The organism is Actinobacillus suis ATCC 33415, assembly GCF_000739435.1.
GTDB lineage: Bacteria > Pseudomonadota > Gammaproteobacteria > Enterobacterales > Pasteurellaceae > Actinobacillus > Actinobacillus suis.
The window spans coordinates 1,462,404-1,486,231 of sequence record NZ_CP009159.1; the positions used below are offsets into that span (position 1 = coordinate 1,462,404).

The window sequence follows — 23,828 nt, forward strand, 5'->3', positions numbered from 1 at the left end:
TAGAAATGCGTAAAATAGCGATAAAAATTCATTTTACCGATATTTTTTGCTATAATTTGCCCTTTTTGTGCTAATGAAAACATAGAAAGAATAAGAGGAATAACTATGTTTGGATTTGATCCTACCACGACCACATTCCTGATTTATATCCTTGGAATGATCTTAATCGGCTTTATTGCCTATCGTGTTACTAATAACCTTTCGGACTACATCTTAGGTGGTCGTCGTTTAGGTAGCTTTGTGACGGCATTATCTGCCGGAGCGTCCGATATGTCAGGCTGGCTTTTGATGGGCTTACCGGGTGCGATTTATGCAGGCGGTTTAATTGAAGGCTGGTTAGCGATCGGCTTAACCATTGGCGCTTACTTAAACTGGAAATTAGTTGCAGGTCGTTTACGTTCTCATACAGAACACAGTGGCGATGCGCTCACCTTACCCGAATACTTTCATAATCGTTTTGGTGATAAAACCAAACTGATCAAAATCCTATCTGCGGTTATTTTCTTACTCTTTTTTGCGGTTTACTGTGCTTCAGGCGTAGTAGCCGGCGCGCGAGTTTTTGAAAATCTGTTCGGTGTACCTTATGCAGATGCTATTTGGTACGGTGCGATTGCTACGATTCTCTACACTTTTATCGGCGGTTTCTTAGCGGTAAGTTGGACAGATACGATTCAAGCTTCATTGATGTTATTTGCACTGATCTTAACGCCTGTTTTCGTTATCTTAAACGTAGGCGGCATTGAGGCGATGCAAGAAAGCATTGCGCTTGCCGAAGTTGCTGCCAATAAAAATTACAATGATATGTTTACCGGCACAACCGTCCTCGGCGTATTAAGCTTATTAGCATGGGGCTTAGGTTATTTCGGTCAACCGCACATTGTCGTGCGCTTTATGGCGGCGGAAAGTGTCAAATCTCTTGAGAATGCACGCCGCATCAGTATGACTTGGATGGTAATCTGCCTTGCCGGTGCTATCGGTATCGGTTATTTCGGTATGGCATACTTCTTTAAATTCCCGGAAAATGCCCAAGTCGTTAACCAAAATAATGAACAAATCTTTATTGAACTGGCAAAATTATTATTCAATCCTTGGATTGCCGGTATTTTATTATCAGCGATCTTAGCGGCAGTAATGAGTACGCTTTCAGCACAACTTTTAATTTGCTCGAGTGCAATTACCGAAGACTTATATAAAGGTATTATTCGCCCGTCTGCAACGGATAAAGAATTAGTCTGGCTTGGCCGAGTAATGGTGCTTGCCGTAGCGGCGCTTGCCATTTATATTGCACAAGATCCGAATAGCCAAGTATTTGCTTTAGTAAAAGATGCTTGGGCGGGTTTCGGTTCGGCATTTGGCCCTGTCGTATTACTGTCACTCTTCTGGAAACGTATGAACGGCTTTGGTGCGATTGCCGGTATGTTAACTGGGGCATTAATCGTTTATTTCTGGAAAGATTTAACTGTTGCGCTTTCACTACCTGAAATGTACTCAATGATTCCGGGCTTTATCAGCGCAATGTTTGCTATCGTGATAATCTCACTTATCACGCCGGCACCAAGTAAAGACGTTATCGAGACTTTCGAACGAGCCGATAAGTCTTATTTAGACGAAGTAAAATAAAAACAAAAGCGATTTGCTGTTTAACAGTAAATCGCTTTTTTGTTTGGCGTTATGTAAAAAATATGACAAAAACGACCGCTTGTTAACAAGCAAACACAACATACCGAGGAGCCCATTATGCAACAATATCATCTTCTCCCTAGCACTTCGATTCGCCCTACTCTTAGTCAACACTATCGCATTGATGAGACTGAACTTGTGCAGCAGCTTTTAACTGAAGCAAGAACGGATGAGCATCAACCGAATATTAAAGCGCTAACCCGTCAGCTTGTCGAAAAGGTGCGAGCTAATCGCCAAAAAGCCAGTGGTGTCGATGCGTTGATGCACGAGTTTTCGCTTTCAAGCCAAGAAGGCATCGCTTTAATGTGTTTAGCTGAAGCTCTACTGCGTATTCCCGATCAAGCGACCCAAGACAAACTGATTAAAGATAAAATCGCAAAAGGTGATTGGAAGTCGCATATAGGCAAAAGCCCGTCTCTGTTTGTGAATGCTTCCGCTTGGGGGCTAGTGTTTACCGGTAAAGTGCTTTTGCTGTCTGAAACTTCACTTTCCCAAACGCTTATTCAACTCATCAATAAAGGCGGAGAGCCGATTATCCGCCAAGGAATGGATTTTGCAATGCGCTTGCTCGGCAAACAATTCGTTACCGGTGAAACCATTCAAATTGCCCTTAAAAATAGCGAATCTCGTTTTAACAAAGGCTTCCGCTTTACCTACGATATGCTTGGAGAGTCGGCATTTACCGAAGAAGATGCCAAACGCTACTATCAAGATTATGTTTCTTCCGTGCATGCGGTCGGTGCAGTATCAAAAGGACTTGGCGTTTATCAGTCATCCGGTATATCGGTAAAACTCTCCGCTATTCACCCTCGCTACTCGCTGGCACAACACGATCGCGTTGTCACAGAACTCTATCCTCGTTTACGTGATTTATGTTTACTCGCCAAACGCTATGATATCGGCATCAATATTGATGCTGAAGAAGCTGATCGCTTAGAAATCTCACTCGACCTTATCGACCGTTTATTAGATGAGCCGGCACTTGCAGGATTTGATGGTATTGGCTTTGTCGTGCAAGCCTACCAAAAACGCTGTTTATCTGTGATTGACTATCTCATTGAAAAAGCTCGAGAAAAACAACGTAAGCTAATGATTCGTTTAGTGAAAGGTGCATATTGGGATGCTGAAATCAAACGAGCGCAAGCAGACTGTGCCAGCGGTTATCCGGTTTTCTCACGTAAAGTGCATACCGATTTAAATTACATTGCCTGTGCTAAAAAATTACTCGGCGCCCAAGATGTGATCTATCCACAATTCGCCACCCACAACGCACAAACGCTCGCCACTATTTATCATCTTGCCAAAGGTAAAAAATTTGAATTTCAATGCTTACACGGTATGGGAGAAACCTTATACGACCAAGTGGTCGGCAAAGAAAACCTTGATATTCAATGCCGTGTTTATGCGCCGGTTGGTTCTTACCAAACCTTATTAGCCTATTTGGTTCGCCGTTTATTAGAAAACGGTTCAAACAGTTCATTTGTCAATCAATTGGTTGACGAGCGAGTATCGGTCGAAAGCTTAACCGAAGATCCGGTGCTGAAAGCGGAAAAAACCGCAGGCTCAATGCACCCGAAAATTCCATTACCTCGCCACTTATTTAACGATCGTATTAATTCGCAAGGTTACGATCTCAGCGATGCGGTGCAGCTTGAACGCCTCCAAACACAGCTCAATCAGCTGGCAAAAGTGCAATACAAAGCTTATCCGTTACTAGCCGACAGCTACTATGAAGGTAGTACCGCCAAACCGATTTTCAATCCGGCATTGAATACCCAACAAGTCGGTGAAGTCATTTTCGCTCACTCGTCAGATGTCGAAAAAGCTTTTGCCATTGCCGAACAAAATCAGACCGCTTGGCAAGCGACTCCGCCAGCGCAAAGGGCATCAATTCTCGAAAAGTTCGCTGATTTACTAGAAAGCAATATGCCGACTTTATTCGATCTTGCAATTCGAGAAGCAGGTAAAACACTGAATAATGCGATTGCGGAAGTCAGAGAAGCGGTCGATTTTTGCCGTTATTATGCAAATGAAGTGAAGCGCAATCCGCAGGCTTACCAAAATCCAAGAGGAATTATCGTTGCGATTAGCCCGTGGAACTTCCCATTGGCGATTTTTACCGGTGAAGTCGTTTCCGCTTTAGTTGCCGGTAATGTGGTGTTGGCTAAGCCGGCGGAACAAACTTCCTTAATGGCTCATTATGCGGTGGAATTATGCTATCAAGCAGGTATTCCAAAAGGTGTTTTGCAATGTTTACCGGGTAGCGGAGCGGAAATCGGTAATCAACTGACTTCCGATCCTAGAGTGGACGGCGTAATTTTTACCGGCTCGACCGAAACTGCCAAAACCATCAACCGCAATTTGCAAAAACAAACCAAAATCGTACCGCTTATTGCGGAAACCGGCGGACAAAACGCCTTGATTATGGATAGCTCCGCGCTCGGCGAACAAGTGGTGGCGGATGTACTTAACTCGGCGTTTGATTCGGCTGGGCAACGTTGTTCGGCACTTCGTGTACTTTATCTGCAAGAAGATGTAGCTGATCACATTCTCACGATGCTTAAAGGTGCAATGGCAGAGTTGCGTGTCGGCAAACCGCAATTACTGAATACCGATATTGGCCCGGTGATCGATCGCACGGCACAAAGTCGCTTACTAGCGCATATTGAAAAAATGAAAGCGGTGGCAAAATCGTACTATCAAGTGCCGATTGCAGCGGAGGTGGAACAGAGCGGAATTTTCGTACCGCCAACCTTACTTGAAATCGATCACATTTCACAAATCGAACATGAAGTGTTTGGCCCAGTACTACACGTGATTCGCTTTAGTGCCACCCAATTCGAACAAATTATTGATGACATTAACTCAACCGGCTTCGGCTTAACCAGCGGTTTACATAGCCGTATTGATACCACCATTAATCAATGGCTCAACAAAGTACATGCTGGTAACTTATATGTTAATCGTAATACGGTTGGTGCGGTGGTCGGCGTGCAACCGTTCGGCGGCATGGGGCTTTCCGGTACAGGACCAAAAGCCGGCGGGCCGCTTTATTTACAACGTTTGGTAAAAAGCGAGGCTTGGACGCTTACTGATTTAGAAGGCGAAACGCTTATAGAAACGGATAAACTTGCACAAGCTATTCGCCAAACACTTAGCAACGAGCAACAAAGTGAAGCATTAACACTCTTGCAAACTTTATGCAAAAAATCACCGCTTGCAAAAGTGTTTAAAATGCAAGGCATTACCGGCGAAAATAACTATTTACGCTTTGAAGCTCGTCCAATGATTGCAGTAAGTAATGGCTCACTACTCGAACAAATCAAAGCAATGATTGCTATTGTGGTATGCGGCAGCAAAGCTGTGGTTAAAGAGGGTTCGCCGTTAGCGGAATACGCACATCAATTTGCCGAATACTTGATGATAACAGACGACTTCAATAATCTTTCGGCATTAAGTGTAATGATTGTACTTGAGCAGCTTTCCACGCAAGAACGTCAAAATTATGCCGAGCGCAACGGTGCGATTTTAACTTATGTGGAAAGCCTTGAATTGGCGCTTTCATTGTTACCGCTGGTACACGAAAAATCGATCAGCATTAACACCGCAGCCGCCGGTGGTAATGCAACTTTGATGAGTGAAATGGATTAGCATGGCATAAATCATGCTTAATATTTATCCCCTTAGCAATAAACTGAGGGGATTTTTATTTTCTGTTTAGCAAGTCATTTTCTTTTCAGCTATAATGCGCCGACTATCCCGTGAGGTAGTGTTTACGTATGTTAATTCAAACCGAGAGTTGAAACAAAAATGACAAATCAAACTATCAGCACACCTAAACAGGTGTTTGTTGGCTTACAAATGCTATTTGTGGCATTTGGTGCTTTAGTATTAATGCCGTTAATTACCGGCTTAGATCCTAATACAGCCCTCCTTACTGCCGGTATCGGTACCCTACTTTTCCAACTTTGTACTAAAGGTCAAGTGCCTATTTTCCTTGCCTCTTCCTTCGCATTTATTGCACCGATTCAATACGGCGTACAACAATGGGGCATCCCAACCACCATGGGCGGTTTAGTATTTACCGGTTTCGTTTACTTCGTATTAAGTTCATTAGTGAAATGGAAAGGGGCAAATATCCTTGAAAAACTGTTCCCGCCGGTAGTGGTTGGGCCGGTAATTATTATTATCGGTTTAGGCTTAGCTCCGACTGCGGTGGATATAGCGTTAGGCAAAGGCACAACCATTGAGCCGAATACCGCATTACTGATTTCGATGGCAACCCTAATTACAACACTTATCGTGGCGGTCTTTGCTAAAGGTTTAATGAAATTAGTCCCGATTATGTTCGGAATTGTGGTTGGTTATATCCTTTCGCTCGTGTTCGGCATCATTGATTTTAGCCCGGTAACTAATGCCGCTTGGTTTAGCTTACCGAAGCTCACCACGCCGGAATTTAAGTTAGAAGCGATTCTTTACTTATTACCTATCGCCCTAGCACCGGCAGTCGAACACGTCGGCGGCATTATGGCGATCAGTTCAGTAACCGGTAAAGATTTTATGAATAAACCGGGTTTACACCGCACATTATTAGGTGATGGCGTTGCAACCTCTGCCGCAGCATTTTTAGGCGGCCCACCAAATACTACTTATGCGGAAGTTACCGGTGCGGTTATGCTCACCAAAAACTTTAACCCACGTGTAATGACCTTTGCCGCTATTTGGGCTATTGCCATTTCATTCTGCGGCAAAGTCGGCGCATTCTTACAAACCATCCCGGGCGTAGTGATGGGCGGCATTATGATGTTAGTTTTCGGCTCTATTGCGGCAGTTGGTATGAGTACCTTAATTCGTGCCAAAGTGGATATGGGCGAAGCTCGCAACCTCTGTATCGTTTCAGTAGTCATGACCTTCGGCATCGGCGGTATGTTGATCAATGTCGGCGAATTCTCACTGAAAGGCATCAGCCTCTGCGCAATCGCCGCAATCGTGATGAACTTACTTCTCCCAAAAGAAGCGGCTAAAAAAGCAGAATAATTTTTAACGTTCTTCTTATAAAACAAGCGGTCAAATTTCACCAAAAATTTGCAAATTGCAAAAAAGTTAGGAAATTTGACCGCTCGAAGTTTCTACAAAATAAGATAAATACCTTTGTCAATTCTGCTTATATTCACCACTTTAAAAAGGAAAAAAATGATTTTTTCTCCACTTTTCCGGCTAACAATTCTTTAACAAACTCGGGCTTTTCTTCTTCTGAAATATACTCATAAAACGAATAAATCACCTCTTCAGGTGTATATTCCTTTTCTCTTGCATCACAAACCATTTTTAACCAATAAAGCATTTCTGTTGGACGCCCCATTGAATAAAGCATCTGTAAGTGCTTTTCTAAAAATGGCTTTGCTGCTTTCTCCAATTGCTCCACCGTAAATTTATTTTCATAAAAATGCAGGCAATATGCATAAGCAAGCCTATAACCACTCATATTCTTATTCAACTTAAGCAGTTTATCACCTTTCACAGACTGATAAAGTTTGATTGCTTTTTCATATTCTTGAGCTTGAATATAGTGCAAAAGTGATAATGCAAAGATTTCTTTATCATCACGACTCATACCCTTTGAATAATCTTCGTTACCATAAAGCTCTTCTCGCCATTTCAAAGACTTTTTCCATAACTCAACATCATTTACTCCCGTATTTATCCAAGTAGCAAATGCCAAAGCTGAGTTTAAATTATTTTGATGGAATGCAAGAGAACCAAAGCATTCATTGTTATCTATTCCCTCAGATATCCAATCTATAATTCTAGGTAAGAAAGGCTTATATAATTTTTTATATCCAACGCTATATCCGTAGACTACCATATCTAGATCATGAATTGATGAGTTTCCAATAAATTTTTGATCTATAGCTTTTTGTTTTTTTATAAAAGAATAATTGAATCCACTTTTATAATAAGCGTCTTTTTTCCTAATTAAAGTTTCCTTAAAACTCATATATTCTTTCCTTACTCACATTTTTGATTGTTGCAATATTTTTGAGTTACAGAATTTTTTACCTTACTATATCCAACTGTATGGGTTGTAAAGTTCCCTATTTTTAAATTCTGTATAGCTTTGTCTTTAACGTGTTCAGAAATAATCTTAGTATTTGAAATTTCTTCTATTGCCTCTCTAATTGCATTATTACGAGTATTTTCTCTAGAAAAAGTTGGAGATTCTCTTCCTTTGGTTAATGATGTTCTTACTTTACTATCCCAAAGTTCAACCTCTCCTGTTTTCGTATTAACAGAAATTACATCACTACCATTTGTACCTGTTGAATTCCCCCATTTTATTACTTGTCTATTTGGAGTTTCTTGAATGCTATTCGCTAAATTTATTTCTCCACGATAACCATTAATATCTTTCCATTCTTGATACACCGAATTACCTTTTGCTTTTTGTGGAACAAAACCATAACCTGCTTTTGGTTCAGGAAGATTAGGGTGCAATTCAATGCCATTGAAAACAACTTTTGGATAATTCGCCGGTACCCCTGTAACCTTAGCTCCATATTTAGCAGATGTCGCTCCTCTGATAGAGCCAACAAGTTCCGCAAAATTCTTAAAGAGCATTAGGTTTTCAACTTTAGATTTTGCCGCTTCTAACGGAATATTTTCTGCTTTTGCAATACCTAAAGCTACTTTCTCTATATACCGAATCCGCATCTTTTCCTCGTAAAATTTGCTCTACATTGGCAAAATCATTAGGAAAAATATCTTTTAACTGTCCTCGGTAAGAAAAATATTCTTCATAACCACGTTGAGCATATTGAGCAGTCCTAGCTAATGATAAACATTGCTCACTACTTACTTGCTTACAAGCATCTCTAATTTCTTGATTGCGTTTCTCATCAATTCGATTAATTTCCTCTAAACGAGCTAAGTCATCTTTTGTAGCTGTACCTTCTACTTTTTTACGTTGTAAAACCATTTTTTCTTTGGCTTCATTAATAAATAAATAGTTATTCTCCACCGCCCTTTTTGCCGTTTCTATCCCTTGTAAGGTTGCTGCCGTATTACCGCCCACCGCATTACCAACTAAAGCACCCGATAATTGACCTGCAACACTCAGTAACTCCCGCTCTTCTTCACTTAATTGGCTTGCTTCTTTGTTAAAAACCACTTCCGATAATAACATCGCACTCGCTTCGCCCGCCATGCCTGATGCCGCTCCCGCTAGCGCATTATTACCCGAAATGCCCGCCTCCAATGCCGAAAGCGCTGCATGAGCTAATAAGTTGGCTGTCTTATTATCCGAGGTATATTTGTGAATCTGTGCATTTAACTCCGGAGATATTGCCGTCGCCGCTACTTCTCCCGCACTACCGCCTGATAATATCGCACCCAGCGTCACCGCGACCGTATCTAACTTACGTTTTGAAGCCCCTCTTTCTCGCCAGCTTTCTTCTTTCGCTTTCGCTTCAGTGTAAACTCGTTCCTTTTGTGATATGTCTTCTTCTGAAGCTCCTGTGCGTCTCGCTTTAGCCAACGCCTTCTCCGCCGCATTCACTTCTTCCTCTGCCGCTTTCTGCTTCCGTTCGGAATAGCTATCTACTGCACCACGCCGGCGCTCGACTCCTGTGAGAGCCCAAAGAAAACACAAAAACAAGCGGTCAAATTTCACTAAAAATTTGCAAATTGCAAAAAATTTTAGAAATTTGGTCACTTGTATTTGCTATAAGAATTAAGCCAAAGCAGCCTCTTTCCAAATAGATAAAGATAAAAGAGTATTTAAAATATAGTCTTTATGATACATAAAAGAAGATATTACTTCATCTTCCACAACGACTATAAAATCATTATCTTCACTCGAAAAAAAAAAAAAAAAAAAAAAAAAAAAAAAAAAAAAAAAAAATAACAAAATAGATTATTATCCTCCATCTCTGCAGCGCTTATTTTTATTCCACATTCATCATCAAATATATTAGCTATTACCTCCTCTAATGAGGTTATATTTTTCATTGATGACAATATATCACTCGTAAAATTAGCCAATGTAAATTTTAGTTCTGAAACAAATAATTCTTTATGGATTTTTTACCTTGAATATATATATCATATATTCCATTATACCAAAAGGAGTCATCATTCCATTCTTCAACTATATCACAATGAATTGCAAACTTATCAGGATTACCAAAAATCATTATTACCTCCTATTTAAACTCTAGATCTTTAGGGACTTTTAAAGGGTTATTTTTGTCCCCACTACTTCCCGACCAATGATACTCATCATTAGTACCAAAAAATCTATGAATATTTCCATCTGAGTCTTTTGCATAACGTGTAATCTTATTTGCATCAACTTTATATTCGATAGAATTTCTAAAAAGTTCTAATGAATTTCTAGGCTCTATCTCAACATTTGGATATAGAATTGCAAGACATCTATCCTTTTTATTCGACTTATTTGAGAAATCAAATTGTCATGTTCTACTAAATGAAAGCCAAACACATCCAATATATCTTATAATCTAAGATTCAAACTTTTACCTAAGACAGGAGATATCAATCTTATCTAAAATATTCTTCTCTCTTCCCATTATTACCAATTCAAATGTTGGAAATCCATCCTCACTCAAGAAAAAGCATACAAACTCTCCATTTCCTAATCTATTGTTAATCCAGTCATTATAATCATTAGTCTTTTCATTATGATTGTCATATAAATCTGTAGAACAATATAAAATATCACAATTCATAATTAAGTCATTTAATAAGCTTTTTTCTGAAATAAACACATCTCCATCCAATAAGAAACTCAATTTATTTCCACTCTCTTTTTTAACCTCATTTTTATCCTTTATTAGATCAATATCAACACCATAACCTTTTAATATCCCCCACCCACCTTTATAGTTGATAATCTTATTATTTGGCTGATCATTTAAATAAGTCATTACCTTAACATTATTATTTCCTCCCAATAAAAGAAATTTATCAAAAATAAAACGCAATAACTCATATTTACTCATTGTATCTTTAGATATCTCGATACTCTTTGCTAAAACACCTTCTGCCGGAAAAAAAATACATACTTTTAAAATCTGCAATATCATTATTCTTAGAAATATCCTGCGCTTTTCTAATTACAATATTAGTAGTCATAATGGTTTCCTAATTTCGTATCTTTCTTCAGTGATTAGGCTTTACTTAAAATATCATTTCTTTATTTTAGGTTGACAATCAAATTCATCTAAAAAAATATCTTCTTTAAAAAACAATCTCGCCAATACATATTTAAATCTCTCATACCTAGCATAAATATCTAAATCATTAATCTCAAAACGCCCCCAATTAGACACCATCATTAACTCAATAATCCTCATAACTCCTATTAATATATCTTGCTCTAGCTCTCCTTTTTCACTATACATTCTAGCTATATTCAATAAGGATTTTTCTAATTTAAAATATTCAAAATCATTCCATTCGGAATAATCCAGCCATCTTCCAATGAAAGAATTACCATCATATTCTTTAAAAAAAGTAATATTTCGATAAAAATCATTTAAATCATCCATTTATTAATCCCCCCAACAGCACTCGCCTCTTGCCTAGATCCCAAAGAAAATACAAAAACAAGCGGTCAAATTTCGCTAAAAACTTGCAAATTGCAAAAGATTTTGGAAACTTGACCGCCTAAGTTTTGTTATTTCCTCTTATAAAAGATCTATATTCACTCTCTAGGGAATATTAATATATATCATGCTATTCTGACAAAAATTTATTAACACCTAATATTATTTTTTTAAACTCACTAGTTTTTAATATAGAAACATCCACATGCCAATATCCCTCATCAAAGAATTGTAAGTTTTTTTTCAATGTCATATCTTTATTAAAAAAACGAGATAACTCCCCTAATTCATCTATATTCATAGTTTTATTAACTAAAACAATCTTTGTAAAACCATTAAAATTAACTATAAATGGATACACTCCTTTGCCAAAATATTCAAAATCATCAATATCCCATAAATTATTTCTAGTTTCTAACAATCTTTCATTCGATACAATATCATCGATATAATCAAACAAAATTGATTCATCATTTTTTATCAATTCATAGTCAATAATCCCTTTTTCTATTGCTTTCTCTATACCAAAAAGCGATAAAAAACTTTGTTTAATTAACTCAATCATTAATTCTCGATCAGGTAAATTATAAAGAAACTCATCTTCTCGATTAAAAATATCATTATTCCAGTCAACCCCCCCCAATAAACATGAATTCATATTATAAGCTAGGTAAGATGGATATAACTTCATATCTAAAATAAGATTTAATGATGAAAATTCTCCAACTAATTTATCAACTTGTATTGCAAAATTACTAAAATTACCCTCTTCATCATAGACTCCTGGATTCCCAAATATCATTTTTTTCTAACCTCTTTCTCTGTTGTACCTAATTTTTTTAAAATATCATTACTAATATTTTTTGTATCTAAAATTTGTGATGCCGGTTGATCCCTTCCTGTCCGTCCAGCCCAATGCCATTCTGTCCCCTCTTTATTAGAATTAAATTGATGAATGTTTCCTTGAGAATCAATTGAATAGCGTTTTTTCCCATCTACTACAGAATTTCTAAAAAGTTCTAATGAATTTCTAGGCTCTATCCCTGCATTTGGTCTATTTCCTGGCATACCTTTAGTGTGTTTCGCATTAGATTTATATGTAACTTCTTTATCTGCTATCTGTACTTTTTCTGGATTTGGATATGGAATTGCAGAACCTCTATCCACTTTATTCGACTTCTTCGCAAAATCAACTTGAGTCGGCTTATGTCCTAATCGTTCCTTGCCAACAATCTGTGCCGCATTTACACCAAATTCAAGTGCATTTTCCGCAAAACTATGTCTCGCTTTTAATGCATTTATTGACTTCGTATTTTCCTCTTCCACCAACGTTAAAAAGCGAGAACGCTCTTCTGTCGATAAACCTGACATCCACCCCCAAATTAAACCTGAATAATCTGCCGCAAGTTCCGTTGCATTCCCTAGCATTCCTTCAACCGGCAAACGGCAACTTTCACCACAATCACTCAAAAGCGCTTCTCTTTGGGCTTGACTTAACTGACGATAATGTTTATAGACTGCCTCAACATCTTCCCCATTTTCTATCGCCTTACGAATATCTCTATATAATGCTGCAACATCTTTTGATGATAAAGCATTATTCTCCACCGCATTCTTCGCTACCTCTACACCTGTGCTCACTGCATTTAGTGTTTCTACACTTGAACCACCATTCACTGCTCCTGATGCTAAACCGGCTAAGGCTTTGCTGAGCGCTAATACCTCCTCTTTTTCTTCCGTCGTCAGTTCATGCGGCTCTTTTTCATAAAGCCCCTGCGTAAGTACTCTTGCGCCTATCTCTGCAGCGCCTGCCGCAACGGCTCCTGTACTCGCTTTTCCGCCAGCCAGCTCCGCTTCTATTGCTCCCCATAATACATGGGCTGCAATATTTGCCGATTCACTCTGCTCTGTCAGCTGTTTTATCGCTCTATTCACATACGGAGACGCTGCTCCCGCTACTACCGCTTCTGTTGGTTTACCTGCGATAGCTAAACTGATTGCCGTAGTAACCGCATCAACTTTGCGTTTATACTCTCCCGAAGTTTGCCATTTCTCTGCTTCTTCTTTCTTCTGAATTGCTTCAGCTACTTTTCCAGCTTTCTCAAGCTCCTCTGCCTCTTGATTTAGTTCTTTTGCTTTACTTTCTGTATAAGCTTGAGCTGCCGCACCAATATCACCCACTGCCGCTGAAAGTACCTGTTGGTCTTTCAACTTCTGTTTGATATCAAACGTCGCTTCAACCTGTTTATTCGCTTGGTTTAAGTCTGTGTTTAGCCCTAGCGCTTCTGCCGTCGTTTCGGTCGGTTGGCTATCTTTGTTTAAGGTGATTTTGCCTTCCGTTAACGTTGCTTTGGTCACACTACTATCACTTTCGCTATCATACATCGGGACTGTCGGGTTGATAGCGTTACTTTGCGTTGTCCCCGTCAGTTTCGCTAAGTCCGCTTGCTGTTTCGCTCCTTCTTTGCTTGCCGCTTCCGCATTACCTAATTTATTCAGGTTAGCCGATACACTCATGCCGCCCGTTAAGGCTTTGCTCTCGCTTTCATTCTCAATATCTTTAAAAGCAAGCGTATTTGTGCTTAATTCACTCTTATTCGGGTTCGTACTCGCTATCGCGCCGCCATTTAGCTGTACGTGGTCTGCATTAACATGATAACCGCCCTCTTCCGCAAATAAACCCGATTGCTCTACCACTTGCTTGCTGTTCGATTTACCACTCGAGGCATTGCCGTAACCGCTTCCGCCCCATGCCGTACCCAGTGCGACTTGCACGCGTCCGCCTGCACCTACACTGCTGCTCTTAGAATGATGTTCATCTTGACGGCTTTCTACCGTTAACACTCCACCCACATCCGCATTAATGGTTTTTCCTTTCGCTACTGCGCCTGCTAATGTGGTATCTCCCCCACTTTTTAACGTGATGGTTTCACTGTCTAAGTGGCTATTATTTTGTACGACATGCTGTTCGTCTTGTTTACCTTTCGTAAAACCGCCTTGTACATAAATATACACCCCAGTTTGAGCTCCTACCGCTACACCAGCCCCCACTTCAACACCACTGCTTTGCTGTTTACCTTTTTGCTTCGCTGTGCTTTGGCTTGATTCCACGATGAGGTCTTTATGTGCATCTAACGTAATTGAGCTATCCGCTAAGCGATTGCCTTCACTGTCTCGGCTAACAAAGTCCGTCTGCTTCGCTTGAATATCTCCGCTTCTTGATTTTACGCTGATATGTTGCGCATTTACCACATTACCTTGCGCTTCTGACTGTGCGGATTCCATTCGCTCTCGGCTATGGCTATAGCCGGTACCCGCTTCCACGCGCAACAATGCTCCGCCTGCCGCTGCATTGGCATAAGCAGAATAGCCTTTTGCCGCAACGCCTAACGCTTGTGCTGCTCTGACTCTATCATTCGCATCTTTATTTTCTATCGCACTTTCTACCGCCTGCACTAAATCAATAATCGGCGAACCTACTCGGGCAAATGTCCCCATTTTTAGATCGCTTTTATGGCTTGAACTTGTGCCTGTATTATGTGCAACATCAAAGGTGACTTTTTCCGCCTCGATATCTATGCGTTTTTTCGCCAAAATTTGGCCGCTTGTTTGGTGGAAATCATTACCTGCTTCAATATCAACATTACCGTTTAAGCTTGCGATAGTTGCTCCGCTGTGGCTTACGCTATCATGACTCTCACTACTTAATTGACGATGGTATCCGCCAAAACGCTCCGTTTCTGATACGACCGCTTCGCCGATATGGTGTTTTTTACTTGAGGTCGATTGCCCCACTCGTTTTTCAGCGGTTGTTAATACCACATCTCCACCTGCGAAAATGCGGTTATCTCCTTCGCTCACTAACTGAGTACCGGCTAAACGAACATCCCCTTGCTTCGCTGTTACGCTGCTATTACCACCAAATGATAAAACACTTGCCTGCGCAGTAACCGTATCACCTTCACCCAATTCTTTTTCATTAAAAATACCCGCTGCTGAAGTCACGCCTTTTGAGCCGTTTAATTCAATACCTTTACGGGTTGAACGATTATTTTGTGAAGTTGATGAAGTGGCTACATCAAGCTGAACATCTCTCTTCGCCCATAATGAGCCATCTCCTTTCGCAGAGAGCTGTGAGCCTTGAGAAGTAATATCGCCCTCTCTTGCAGTAATACTTAAATTACCGCCGGCATTTACATGTCCAATGACAGCTGTTTCTTTTTGAGTGTTCTTATTCAGCTCACTTTTTTGCGTTTTAAAATAAGGACTTCCCGGATTCATCGCTTGGTTCGTCGTTTTAGAAATCGCTTCCGCCGCTGTTAAGATTTTTCCGATAATCCCAGCCGCTGAACCTTGTGACGCTTGCTCACCAAAGTTATCTTTTGCCACTTGTACAGGGTTATATACCGCACTCACACCAAAGCCGGTAGATTTTGACTTATAGCTGAATTGATTATTTTCATGCTCTGTCATGGCATTTAAGTGAACGTTATTACCTTCAATAGCAATATCTCTTCCGGCATTCATTCTTGCCGCATTGCTTGTAACATCACCATGAATAGAAGATATGGTTAAATTACCTGATACCGAGTTTAATACCGTAGTCGCAATACTTGTCGCTACATTTTTATCTCTCATATCAGATTTATTTTTCGAATAACCGACAGAGGCAACACCTCTACTTTTCGAAGCTGAAAGCCCACTGCTTTTACGAATTTCTTTTTCGCTTTTTGTCTCTGTATTTTCTGCGGCACCTAATATGATATCTTTCTCAGCAAATGCAGTAATGTCATTTAACGCAATAATCTCTGCCGCGGTTAAATCAAGGTGACCTTTGCGTGAGTCTAAATAAACATCTTTAGCAGCAAGTACACTACCTTTATGCGATGTCACATCTCTCGTTTTTTCTGTTTCTAAGCTTGAAGAGCCAAAAGCATTGCGCTTTTTATATTTATGGTATTCTTCATATTCGCCTGAACGTAATGCTGTACCAAGTACTAAATCATTTTCAGCTAATGCAGCTAAACGCTCTTTCGCACCGAGTTCTGCGCCTTCAGCAGTAAGCGTATTCGCAACTAAAGTCACATTGCCGTTACCCGATACACGGCTTACCACTACATCTTGTACTGCTTCATTACGATAGTGATTGCCGCCGCCCATTTTCTCATCAAAACCGACTGCAACCGTGCCTAAATGCATTTGGTCTTTTGCTTTGAGATAAGTTAAACCTTGACCGTCATTAATAATATCCGAGCCGTTAAGGGTGATATTATTCGCCGTCACCTGTAAGGTGCCGTTTGCATCTTTTACATGTAATAACGCTTTACGATCTAGCGTGGTTTGTTTACGTTTAAAACCGTCTAAATCAATTTCAGTATCTCGGGTGGTTGAAGAATGTGTAAAATTCCCTGCAACATCGAGGAATAATGCACTATTTGCTTCCATAACACCGCCATTGTTTTCCGCATCACCGGAAACTTTACCTTGCAATATACCGCCGGAAATCTTACCGCTATTTACCAATTTATCTGCTGCGAATTTTACAAAATTACGGCCGGCAATCGTCCCTTCATTAATTAATGAAGTAGAATTTACATTCATTTTATCAGCAGAAATCAATGTACCTTTACCGCTAATATCACCTTTGCGAGCAACCGCATACACTTTCGGCACTAAAACTTGTTCTACTTGACCATTTGGTAATGTCACACTTTCGGTCTCTAACCAGACGATATCGGAAGTTAGCTGAGCCACCTGACTTGAGCTTAATGCAATCCCCGGACGTAAGTTAAATTTTTGCGCAAAAGTTACACCGGCATCCATTAATGCTTTATATTGGTCGTCAAAAGTTTCAAACTCACCTAAGAATTGTCTTCCGGTCAGCTTATTGATTTGCTCTCTCACTAAACGCTGTTCATAAAAACCATCGCCCAAGCGTTTATGCACCGCTTCGTGTTCTGAACGAAGGGCGTTATACATATAATCACTCGCTAACCATCTTTTTCGGTCAGTAAAATCCGGATCCGTCTCAATTAAGACGTGACTATCCGCATCAGGGTTAATTTTATATAAACTCTGATTTGGTAAGCGGGTATCCGCTTTCACGCTGCGGATTTCTATTCCGTCTTGGGAGGTTGGAATTGCCGAAATAGTTAATTCTTTAAATTTTGGTGCATCTTCTTGTAAAGGCTTAAGAGCCAATTCATTTCCTTGAGACGAGATCCCATTTGCGTCTACTGAATTAACATAACCATTGAACTCACTTGGTGTAATATCATTTCTTTCTTGCCAAATTCCCATATCCTTATGAGTTTCATTAATACGCATTAATGGACCATGGCTATTATCTTTACGCTGGAAATAGCGTCTATGCCCCCCTCGCCATACTGTATAAGAGAAATGGCGATTCCCTTCCTCAATATCTTGATGGATAGCATCTTCATCATCTCTATTTTCTAACTTACCGCTCCCTACTTGCTCAATACCTTTAGCAATTACCCAGCTTTTATCATTTAAGAATCGTTCGCTATTATAGGTGATTCCTCCCCCTGCAAGAATCTGAGCAGGCGCAGTACGAGTGGTTACATTCTCTTTAATATATTCCTTTTTAACATTAATTGCCCAGAAACGATCATACACATCACCAACAATTTCTTTATTATGTGCATCAATCGCTTCTGTCAGTGCTTTGAGTTTATCACCATGTTTATTTGTCCATTCTTGTAATGGCTTCATTAACTCATAGTCTTTTTTGGCTTGAACGGCTTTATCATAAGCCTCTTTTTCTTTGCGATAATTTTCTAGTTTCGTCTGAAATACTTCTTCACTCTCATTAGCTTGTTTGGTTGGTTGTACTGGTAATGGTGGAATTACAGGCAAAGTTTGCATCTCTTCTTGCTGATCTAATTTAGCAATTTCTTCATCTGAAAGAGAGCTTAACTTCTCATCATTCAATTCTGAGCGTTTTAAATATGCAGCCATTTCCGGAGTAATTTCAGGCACATCTTCTGTTGGAGCCTCAATACCAAAGTATCCCCAAACGGGGCTATCTTTTTTATAAATACCCGCAGCTAATGGCTTACAATTCTGATTATCGTCACAATTAACCTGATTAGGAGATGCTAATACTTTACCTTTGATTTGAGCCGTATTCGTAATAACTTCCAAATTATTCACATTATATTTGCGCATCCATTTCCATGTACGGCTAAATCCGATCCGCTGTAATTCATCAGTACTGATATACGGCAACTTACCGTTGTTATAAGGTTGATCAACTTTAGTTGCCTCTCCCTCCGGTAAAATATAATTCTTATCTACCTCATTTATAGGACCGACAATTTGTAATTCGGAACGATAGTACTTATTAATATTTTCAATATTCTTAATATTCAGTACCGTATGTCCTACCGCTTCTATCACACTACTAATATTTTTGAACGAGTCTGCTTGTCCTTCTGCAAGATCTTGCTCATTTAATTCACTACCAAAAACAATATCTCCACCACTATAAATATAACCGCCACCTTTTAGGTTTTGATCATAAGTAGCCATTTCATTCGTAATCGTTTTACTTGCTAAATCCAAACGTTTACGAGCCGCAATTGTTGCAGCTTTTCCATTCTCATCTTGATTAAGAATATTTTCAGCACCAAGCGCAACATAATCACCATAAATACGGCCAGAACCTTTATTCTCGATTACTTTAGCTTTAACGACAGTTTTTGATGTATCGTCTTCATTAAAACTATTGATTAAGCCTCTATTTTCAACTTTGTCATTTACTGTGATACGAGTATGCCCTGAACTAATACGACCGTCAGCCGCATTGTTTAAACTTTGCGCCGTTAAGGTTAACTTATCATTAGCTGATAATTTATGATTATTGACCAAATTACCAAGCGTCTCGATAGCAAGGGTACTTTTTGCATTAATATTATTCTTAGTATTAAAATCATCTTTCTGTTTAATACTTAGATCTTTAGCTTCTAAATGTCCATCTTCACTGATCGCTTTAGCCTCAACAGATAATCTCTTTTCTGCTTGGATCTTACCTTCTTTATTTGTCACTATAAGATCAGTTTGATAACCTGAAATCGATAACCCTCCCCAACTTAAAATCTCACCAGCCTGATTGTTTACTGCCTTAGCAATATTCAGTAAGCCCTCGCTTTCCAGATAAATACCGCCTTTTTCGTTTTCTAAACGATCCGAAGTTAGCGTCAGTTTTTGTGCAATAATACCTTGTGTCGGTGTTTTACCTTGAGCGATAGTGCCGTTATTTTCAAAAATTGGTGTATTCACCACTAATGGTGCACCAGCTTCAATTAACGAGCCGTTTTCCGCTACTTTATTATTCAAGATATGTGATGCCGTGATGGTTCCGCCCTGCTGCGTTTGAATAAAACCACCTTGGTTATCAAGTAACGCTGTATTGATAATAAGTTGCGCTAAACTCTGAATTTTTCCATCCTGAGTATTTGTAAGCTGCTGACCATTGGTATTGATCTGCTGATTTTCCGTAGAGAAAAGCGTACCCTGCTGATTATTAATTTCAGCCGAATCAATTTGTAATGCTTTTCCGGATAAAATTTGACCTTGTTGGTTATTCAAAGCTTGTTTCTGTGTATCTAAAACAAGGTTATCTTGTGCTGTATAAAGCGTTCCTTGCTTATTATCCACTCCGTAAGCGGTTAAATTTAGCTGATTTTTTGCAGAAATCGTGCCTTGTTGATTATTCAGTAAACCTGAGACATTTAAATCCACACTGCTGTTTTGGCTGGCAATCACGCCTTGTTGGTTATTTAATTTTTGACTATTAATCGTTTGTGCTTTATTGCTAACCAAATAACCTAATTGGTTATTCAGTGCTTGCGTTTTGATATTCATTTCCGCATTCGAAACTAAACGCCCTTTCGTATTATCGAGTTGCTCCGCTTCAACGGTAAATTTACCTTGTGTTTTTATCGCACCGCCTTGGTTATTTATTGTTTTGGCTTTGAGGGCAAAATCTTGCTCACCGGTCTGCTCCCAAACCGCATTTTTTGTGTTTAAGTCAGCTTGTGTCGTTTGAATATGTGTTGCACTGACGTGGCTACCTTCAGTAGATAATGTTTTAGGCGTGTTTAAACGTAGCGTCTCTTTAGCGCTGAGTTTGGCTTGGTTTGCTTGAATATCGCCCGTTTTAGCATGAACATCAATTTGGTTGGCACTGGTTTGGCTTTTGTTTAAATCTGCTTTGTCCGCCTTGATTTGTAGCGTACCGCTTGCAATATTTTTACCATTTAACACCGCTTGTTGGCGTGTGCTAATCTGAATATCCTTACTATTATCCGTTTGTGGCGAGAGCTGACGAGCTTCACCTTGCGCCGTCTGCTGAATCTCTACGCCGGCAGCAATCAGTGACGATTCACTTGCTTCCACTCGATCGGCATCAAAACTGATTTTTCCTTTCGCAACGGTTTCACCGGTTTGGCGGATATCCTTCGCTGCACGCTGTTGAATCTCCCCTTGGCGAGCCACAATTGAGCCCTGTTGTTGGATATCAGCTTGGCTAGTTAAAACGATATTGCCTTGTTTGGTTTCCAATTTTCCGTGGTTTTCAATCCCTTGTTTTGTTTTGCACTTAGCTCCGCTTGGTTTTCACCACTCATCAGGCCTTGGTTAACAATACGTCCTTGCGAATCAATTTTGACATTTTCGCTGCTTGCACCGATATGACCGGCATTACGTACACCTAAGCCTTGTTCCGTACCAATAAGGTGCACTTTTCCTGCATACATCCCGCCCAATTCGCTGATATCGAGCGCATATTGAGGAGGCGCATTGGTTACAGACGTTTGAGCACTTTGTTTGGCAGTATTGATAATTTGTAAGTCACTGTCCGAATCGGTTTCCATGCGGGCTTTCACCATATTTTTACCAGTGACTGCCGTAAGCTTTTTCTTACTCCATACGCCGGCATTGATTTCGGTTTCTTTAGCAATAATATCGGTGTAGTCCACTCGGCTATTATCTAAGCCTTTACCGGACACTTTTACTTTACCTTTTTCCACCACAAAGCTGTCTAAATTACCTTGTTTGATTTGTGGTTTGCCGGTCGTCAGAGTAGCTCTATCCGAATTAATAATACCGCAACCTTCGCAATGTAAGCCGCTTGGGTTGGCGATAATTACATCCGCCTTTTTACCCGCTACTTCCACATAACCTTTTAACACACTCGGGTCATTTGAATTGACTTCATTTAAAATCACTTTAGCTTCGCCACGGGCTAAATAAGGGTTGCCTTGAATCATTCCCGCTTGTTGCGTTTGAGTTTGGGTGCGGCTGTTGTTAAGAATCGCCCCTTTAGTATCCACATCAAATTTGCTGTATTTATTATGTGAAAGCCCTTTATCATTTGGGGTTTGAATATTGACTTGTGGTAAGCCGTTCGCCGTTTTTAATACGATCGGTTGTTCATGTTTTGGCGCACTTTTATCCGCTTGGATAATTAATTCTGCCAGTGCGTTTTCTGAGAAGCTGACAAAGCCTAAAGCGCAAAATAAGCTAAAGGTAAGCGGTCTGATTTTGCAAAAAATTGACGAAATTAACCCGCTTGTCGAGCTAGCAGAAGCTTCGCCGCCTTTGCCTTCAGATTTGGCTAATTCAGACACTACCACAAGGCGTTGTAGAGTTTTACTAAAAATGACTCGGAAAGATTTTTTATTCATGATGTTATTCCTTTAATAAATTCTTGTAATACATAATCTGCGATAAGCATCGGTTAAAAACTGTAGCCGATATTAAAACCAGTCACATGTTTGGAGGTTCTAAATCCTTCCGGATGGCGCATTGGTCTGCCGACAAAATAGTCGTAATAAAACCCTTTCCAACCGCCTCGTAAGCCAATTACTGTCCCCATTAAATGATGACCTAAACGTGAATTACCATCTAAGCCGGAGACTCGTCCACCGTCTAATCCCCAATAAAACCAGTGTCCACGGTTGCCCACATTCCAACTCAATTCATTACGCCAATACCAACCGCGTTCACCCGACAGCGATAACTCACCATCAAATCCTCGTACACTATGACGCCCGCCAATACTAATACGATCTTGGGCAATTAATGGCGTTTTATTCCATTGCGCATTGACACTGGTATGAAATTGCCAAGCTTGTCCTTCTAATTCAAACGGCTTTTTATAGTCGATAGTGGCAGTGATAATTTTAGGGCGAGATGTCCCTTCGTTATACGCTTCTTCCGGAGCGCTGATTGCACCTCGCACGCCGGTACCACGCTTAAAGTGCATATCCACCTCTAAGGTGGCGTTACTTAAATATTCTTTATGTGCAATGCCCGCTTCCCAACCTGCCATTCGGCGGCGCTGAACATCTACTTCTGCATTATCAACAAAGTTTTTAGAACTGCGTGACCAGAACCCTCCGGAAAGTATGGTCTTACGTACCGCATCTCGGTATAGCACACGAGAAAGCGTTAACTTATCTGTTTCACTTTCACCGGCATACAGATAATTTTCAAAAGCACCAAACACTTGTTGGTGATAACGGTTACTCGAATGGTTGGCAGTTAACTGCCAATAACCGAAAGGAATGGAATAATAGAAAGAAAGGTTACGGCTGGCACGCTTCCCCTCATCATCCGAATGACGTTTGATACTATGGGTAAAGCTAGTATAGAAAAGGTCGTTTGCGGAGAAAATATTATCCCAAGATAAGGTTGCCGATGCCTGCCATTTACCGGTTGAGGTCGAGCCGGAATCCTCTAAGCCGAGATTAAGACGAAACGGAATCGCTTGAGCATAGCTGATTTTTAAATCGCTTTCGCCGACTTGACTGCCTTCGCCTTCACTCGGCAAAATTTCAATATTGGCATCCGCTGTCGGTACACGTTTTAAGTTCTCTAGCGATTGTTCAATATCACGTACATTTAAAATATCACCTTTCTCAAACGTTAAACCGGTTAACGCATGTAATGGGGTAAAGCGAGGCACGATGCCACTGTCTGCCACCAATGTATGACGTACTTTACCTGCAATCACGGTCAATACTAAATCACCGGAACGTAAATCTTGCTCTTGTGCCACAACGCGTGTTGTAACATAACCTTTTTCAATAATATTATTTTGTGTTTGCTTCATTAAAATACCTAAACCTTCTCCACCTAAACAATGTGGTAAAGTTAGTTTTAGATCGGCAACGGCTTTATTAAATGCCCATTGAAATTGGCTCGTTTGATTCAATTGCTCTGCAGAATAATCAATTAAAGAAATTCGATGAATTGGATAACAAGGCGATTCATCTGTCGGCAGGTGTAAATTATTCTCTTGACGAGTATCCATACGGATATCAGTTTGAGGTGTAAATTGCGTTTCTCGTTGCTGTGCTTGCTGTTGCTGACGCTGTTGTTCTACCGCGTCCAAATCATTTAAGACTGGATCAATTGTAGGAGCAGCGAAGGTAAACAAAGGAAAGGTAAGAAAAGAAGAATAAATTAGAGGTTTTAAATTTAAAGACATAA

The 23,828-nt window shown here is 40.0% G+C and carries 11 protein-coding genes and 1 pseudogene; 3 read left to right on the top strand and 9 right to left on the bottom strand.

Annotation, left to right across the window (positions count from 1 at the left end; all coding sequences use genetic code 11):
- Positions 1 to 105 precede the first annotated feature (105 nt).
- From putP to ASU1_RS06735, 3 genes are all read left to right on the top strand, one after another.
- Positions 106 to 1,620, top strand: coding sequence for a sodium/proline symporter PutP (gene putP, locus ASU1_RS06725; RefSeq protein WP_014992023.1), 1,515 nt, complete (start codon positions 106 to 108; stop codon positions 1,618 to 1,620).
- A 117-nt stretch (positions 1,621 to 1,737) separates the two neighbouring features.
- On the top strand, positions 1,738 to 5,331 hold the full coding sequence (putA, locus tag ASU1_RS06730; protein ID WP_039195273.1) for a bifunctional proline dehydrogenase/L-glutamate gamma-semialdehyde dehydrogenase PutA: 3,594 nt from the start codon (positions 1,738 to 1,740) through the stop codon (positions 5,329 to 5,331).
- Positions 5,332 to 5,490: 159 nt separating this feature from the next.
- Entirely contained in the window at positions 5,491 to 6,717 is a 1,227-nt protein-coding gene (locus ASU1_RS06735) for a uracil-xanthine permease family protein (protein ID WP_014992025.1), read from the top strand.
- 133 nt (positions 6,718 to 6,850) lie between these two features.
- Here the strand turns inward: ASU1_RS06735 and ASU1_RS06740 are convergent, their stop codons facing one another.
- From ASU1_RS06740 to ASU1_RS06775, 9 genes and pseudogenes are all read right to left on the bottom strand, one after another.
- On the bottom strand, positions 6,851 to 7,678 hold the full coding sequence (locus ASU1_RS06740) for a hypothetical protein (protein WP_014992026.1): 828 nt from the start codon (positions 7,676 to 7,678) through the stop codon (positions 6,851 to 6,853).
- 11 nt (positions 7,679 to 7,689) lie between these two features.
- The gene (locus ASU1_RS06745; protein WP_039195275.1) at positions 7,690 to 8,391 is read right to left on the bottom strand and encodes a hypothetical protein; all 702 of its coding nucleotides are present in this window, start codon (positions 8,389 to 8,391) and stop codon (positions 7,690 to 7,692) included.
- A complete protein-coding gene (locus ASU1_RS06750) occupies positions 8,312 to 9,391 on the bottom strand; it encodes a VENN motif pre-toxin domain-containing protein (RefSeq protein WP_039195276.1) in 1,080 nt (359 codons plus the stop codon). Before ASU1_RS06750 ends, ASU1_RS06745 begins: the two co-directional genes overlap by 80 nt.
- 337 nt (positions 9,392 to 9,728) lie before the next feature.
- A complete protein-coding gene (locus ASU1_RS12125) occupies positions 9,729 to 9,872 on the bottom strand; it encodes an Imm42 family immunity protein (RefSeq protein WP_014992028.1) in 144 nt (47 codons plus the stop codon).
- A 342-nt stretch (positions 9,873 to 10,214) separates the two neighbouring features.
- Positions 10,215 to 10,784 (bottom strand): hypothetical protein, encoded by a 570-nt coding sequence (locus ASU1_RS06755; protein ID WP_014992029.1) that lies wholly within the window; start codon positions 10,782 to 10,784, stop codon positions 10,215 to 10,217.
- A gap of 102 nt (positions 10,785 to 10,886) precedes the next feature.
- A complete protein-coding gene (locus ASU1_RS06760; protein WP_014992030.1) occupies positions 10,887 to 11,249 on the bottom strand; it encodes an Imm41 family immunity protein in 363 nt (120 codons plus the stop codon).
- Between the two features lie 187 nt (positions 11,250 to 11,436).
- On the bottom strand, positions 11,437 to 12,108 hold the full coding sequence (locus ASU1_RS06765; RefSeq protein WP_014992031.1) for a hypothetical protein: 672 nt from the start codon (positions 12,106 to 12,108) through the stop codon (positions 11,437 to 11,439).
- Positions 12,105 to 22,018, bottom strand: a pseudogene (locus ASU1_RS06770) (two-partner secretion domain-containing protein). The gene ASU1_RS06765 and the pseudogene ASU1_RS06770 overlap by 4 nt, the downstream one beginning before the upstream one ends.
- 53 nt (positions 22,019 to 22,071) lie before the next feature.
- Positions 22,072 to 23,826, bottom strand: coding sequence for a ShlB/FhaC/HecB family hemolysin secretion/activation protein (locus tag ASU1_RS06775; RefSeq protein ID WP_014992033.1), 1,755 nt, complete (start codon positions 23,824 to 23,826; stop codon positions 22,072 to 22,074).
- Positions 23,827 to 23,828 lie beyond the last annotated feature (2 nt).

What these genes read in the sequence shown, in the direction of transcription:
- ASU1_RS06765 (WP_014992031.1), bottom strand. Translation starts at nt 12,108, where the DNA reads ATGATATTTGGGAATCCAGGAGTCTATGATGAAGAGGGTAATTTTAGT.
- ASU1_RS06735 (WP_014992025.1), top strand. Translation starts at nt 5,491, where the DNA reads ATGACAAATCAAACTATCAGCACACCTAAACAGGTGTTTGTTGGCTTA.
- ASU1_RS06740 (WP_014992026.1), bottom strand. Translation starts at nt 7,678, where the DNA reads ATGAGTTTTAAGGAAACTTTAATTAGGAAAAAAGACGCTTATTATAAA.
- ASU1_RS06760 (WP_014992030.1), bottom strand. Translation starts at nt 11,249, where the DNA reads ATGGATGATTTAAATGATTTTTATCGAAATATTACTTTTTTTAAAGAA.
- putP (WP_014992023.1), top strand. Translation starts at nt 106, where the DNA reads ATGTTTGGATTTGATCCTACCACGACCACATTCCTGATTTATATCCTT.
- putA (WP_039195273.1), top strand. Translation starts at nt 1,738, where the DNA reads ATGCAACAATATCATCTTCTCCCTAGCACTTCGATTCGCCCTACTCTT.
- ASU1_RS06755 (WP_014992029.1), bottom strand. Translation starts at nt 10,784, where the DNA reads ATGATATTGCAGATTTTAAAAGTATGTATTTTTTTTCCGGCAGAAGGT.
- ASU1_RS06745 (WP_039195275.1), bottom strand. Translation starts at nt 8,391, where the DNA reads ATGCGGATTCGGTATATAGAGAAAGTAGCTTTAGGTATTGCAAAAGCA.
- ASU1_RS06775 (WP_014992033.1), bottom strand. Translation starts at nt 23,826, where the DNA reads ATGTCTTTAAATTTAAAACCTCTAATTTATTCTTCTTTTCTTACCTTT.
- ASU1_RS12125 (WP_014992028.1), bottom strand. Translation starts at nt 9,872, where the DNA reads ATGATTTTTGGTAATCCTGATAAGTTTGCAATTCATTGTGATATAGTT.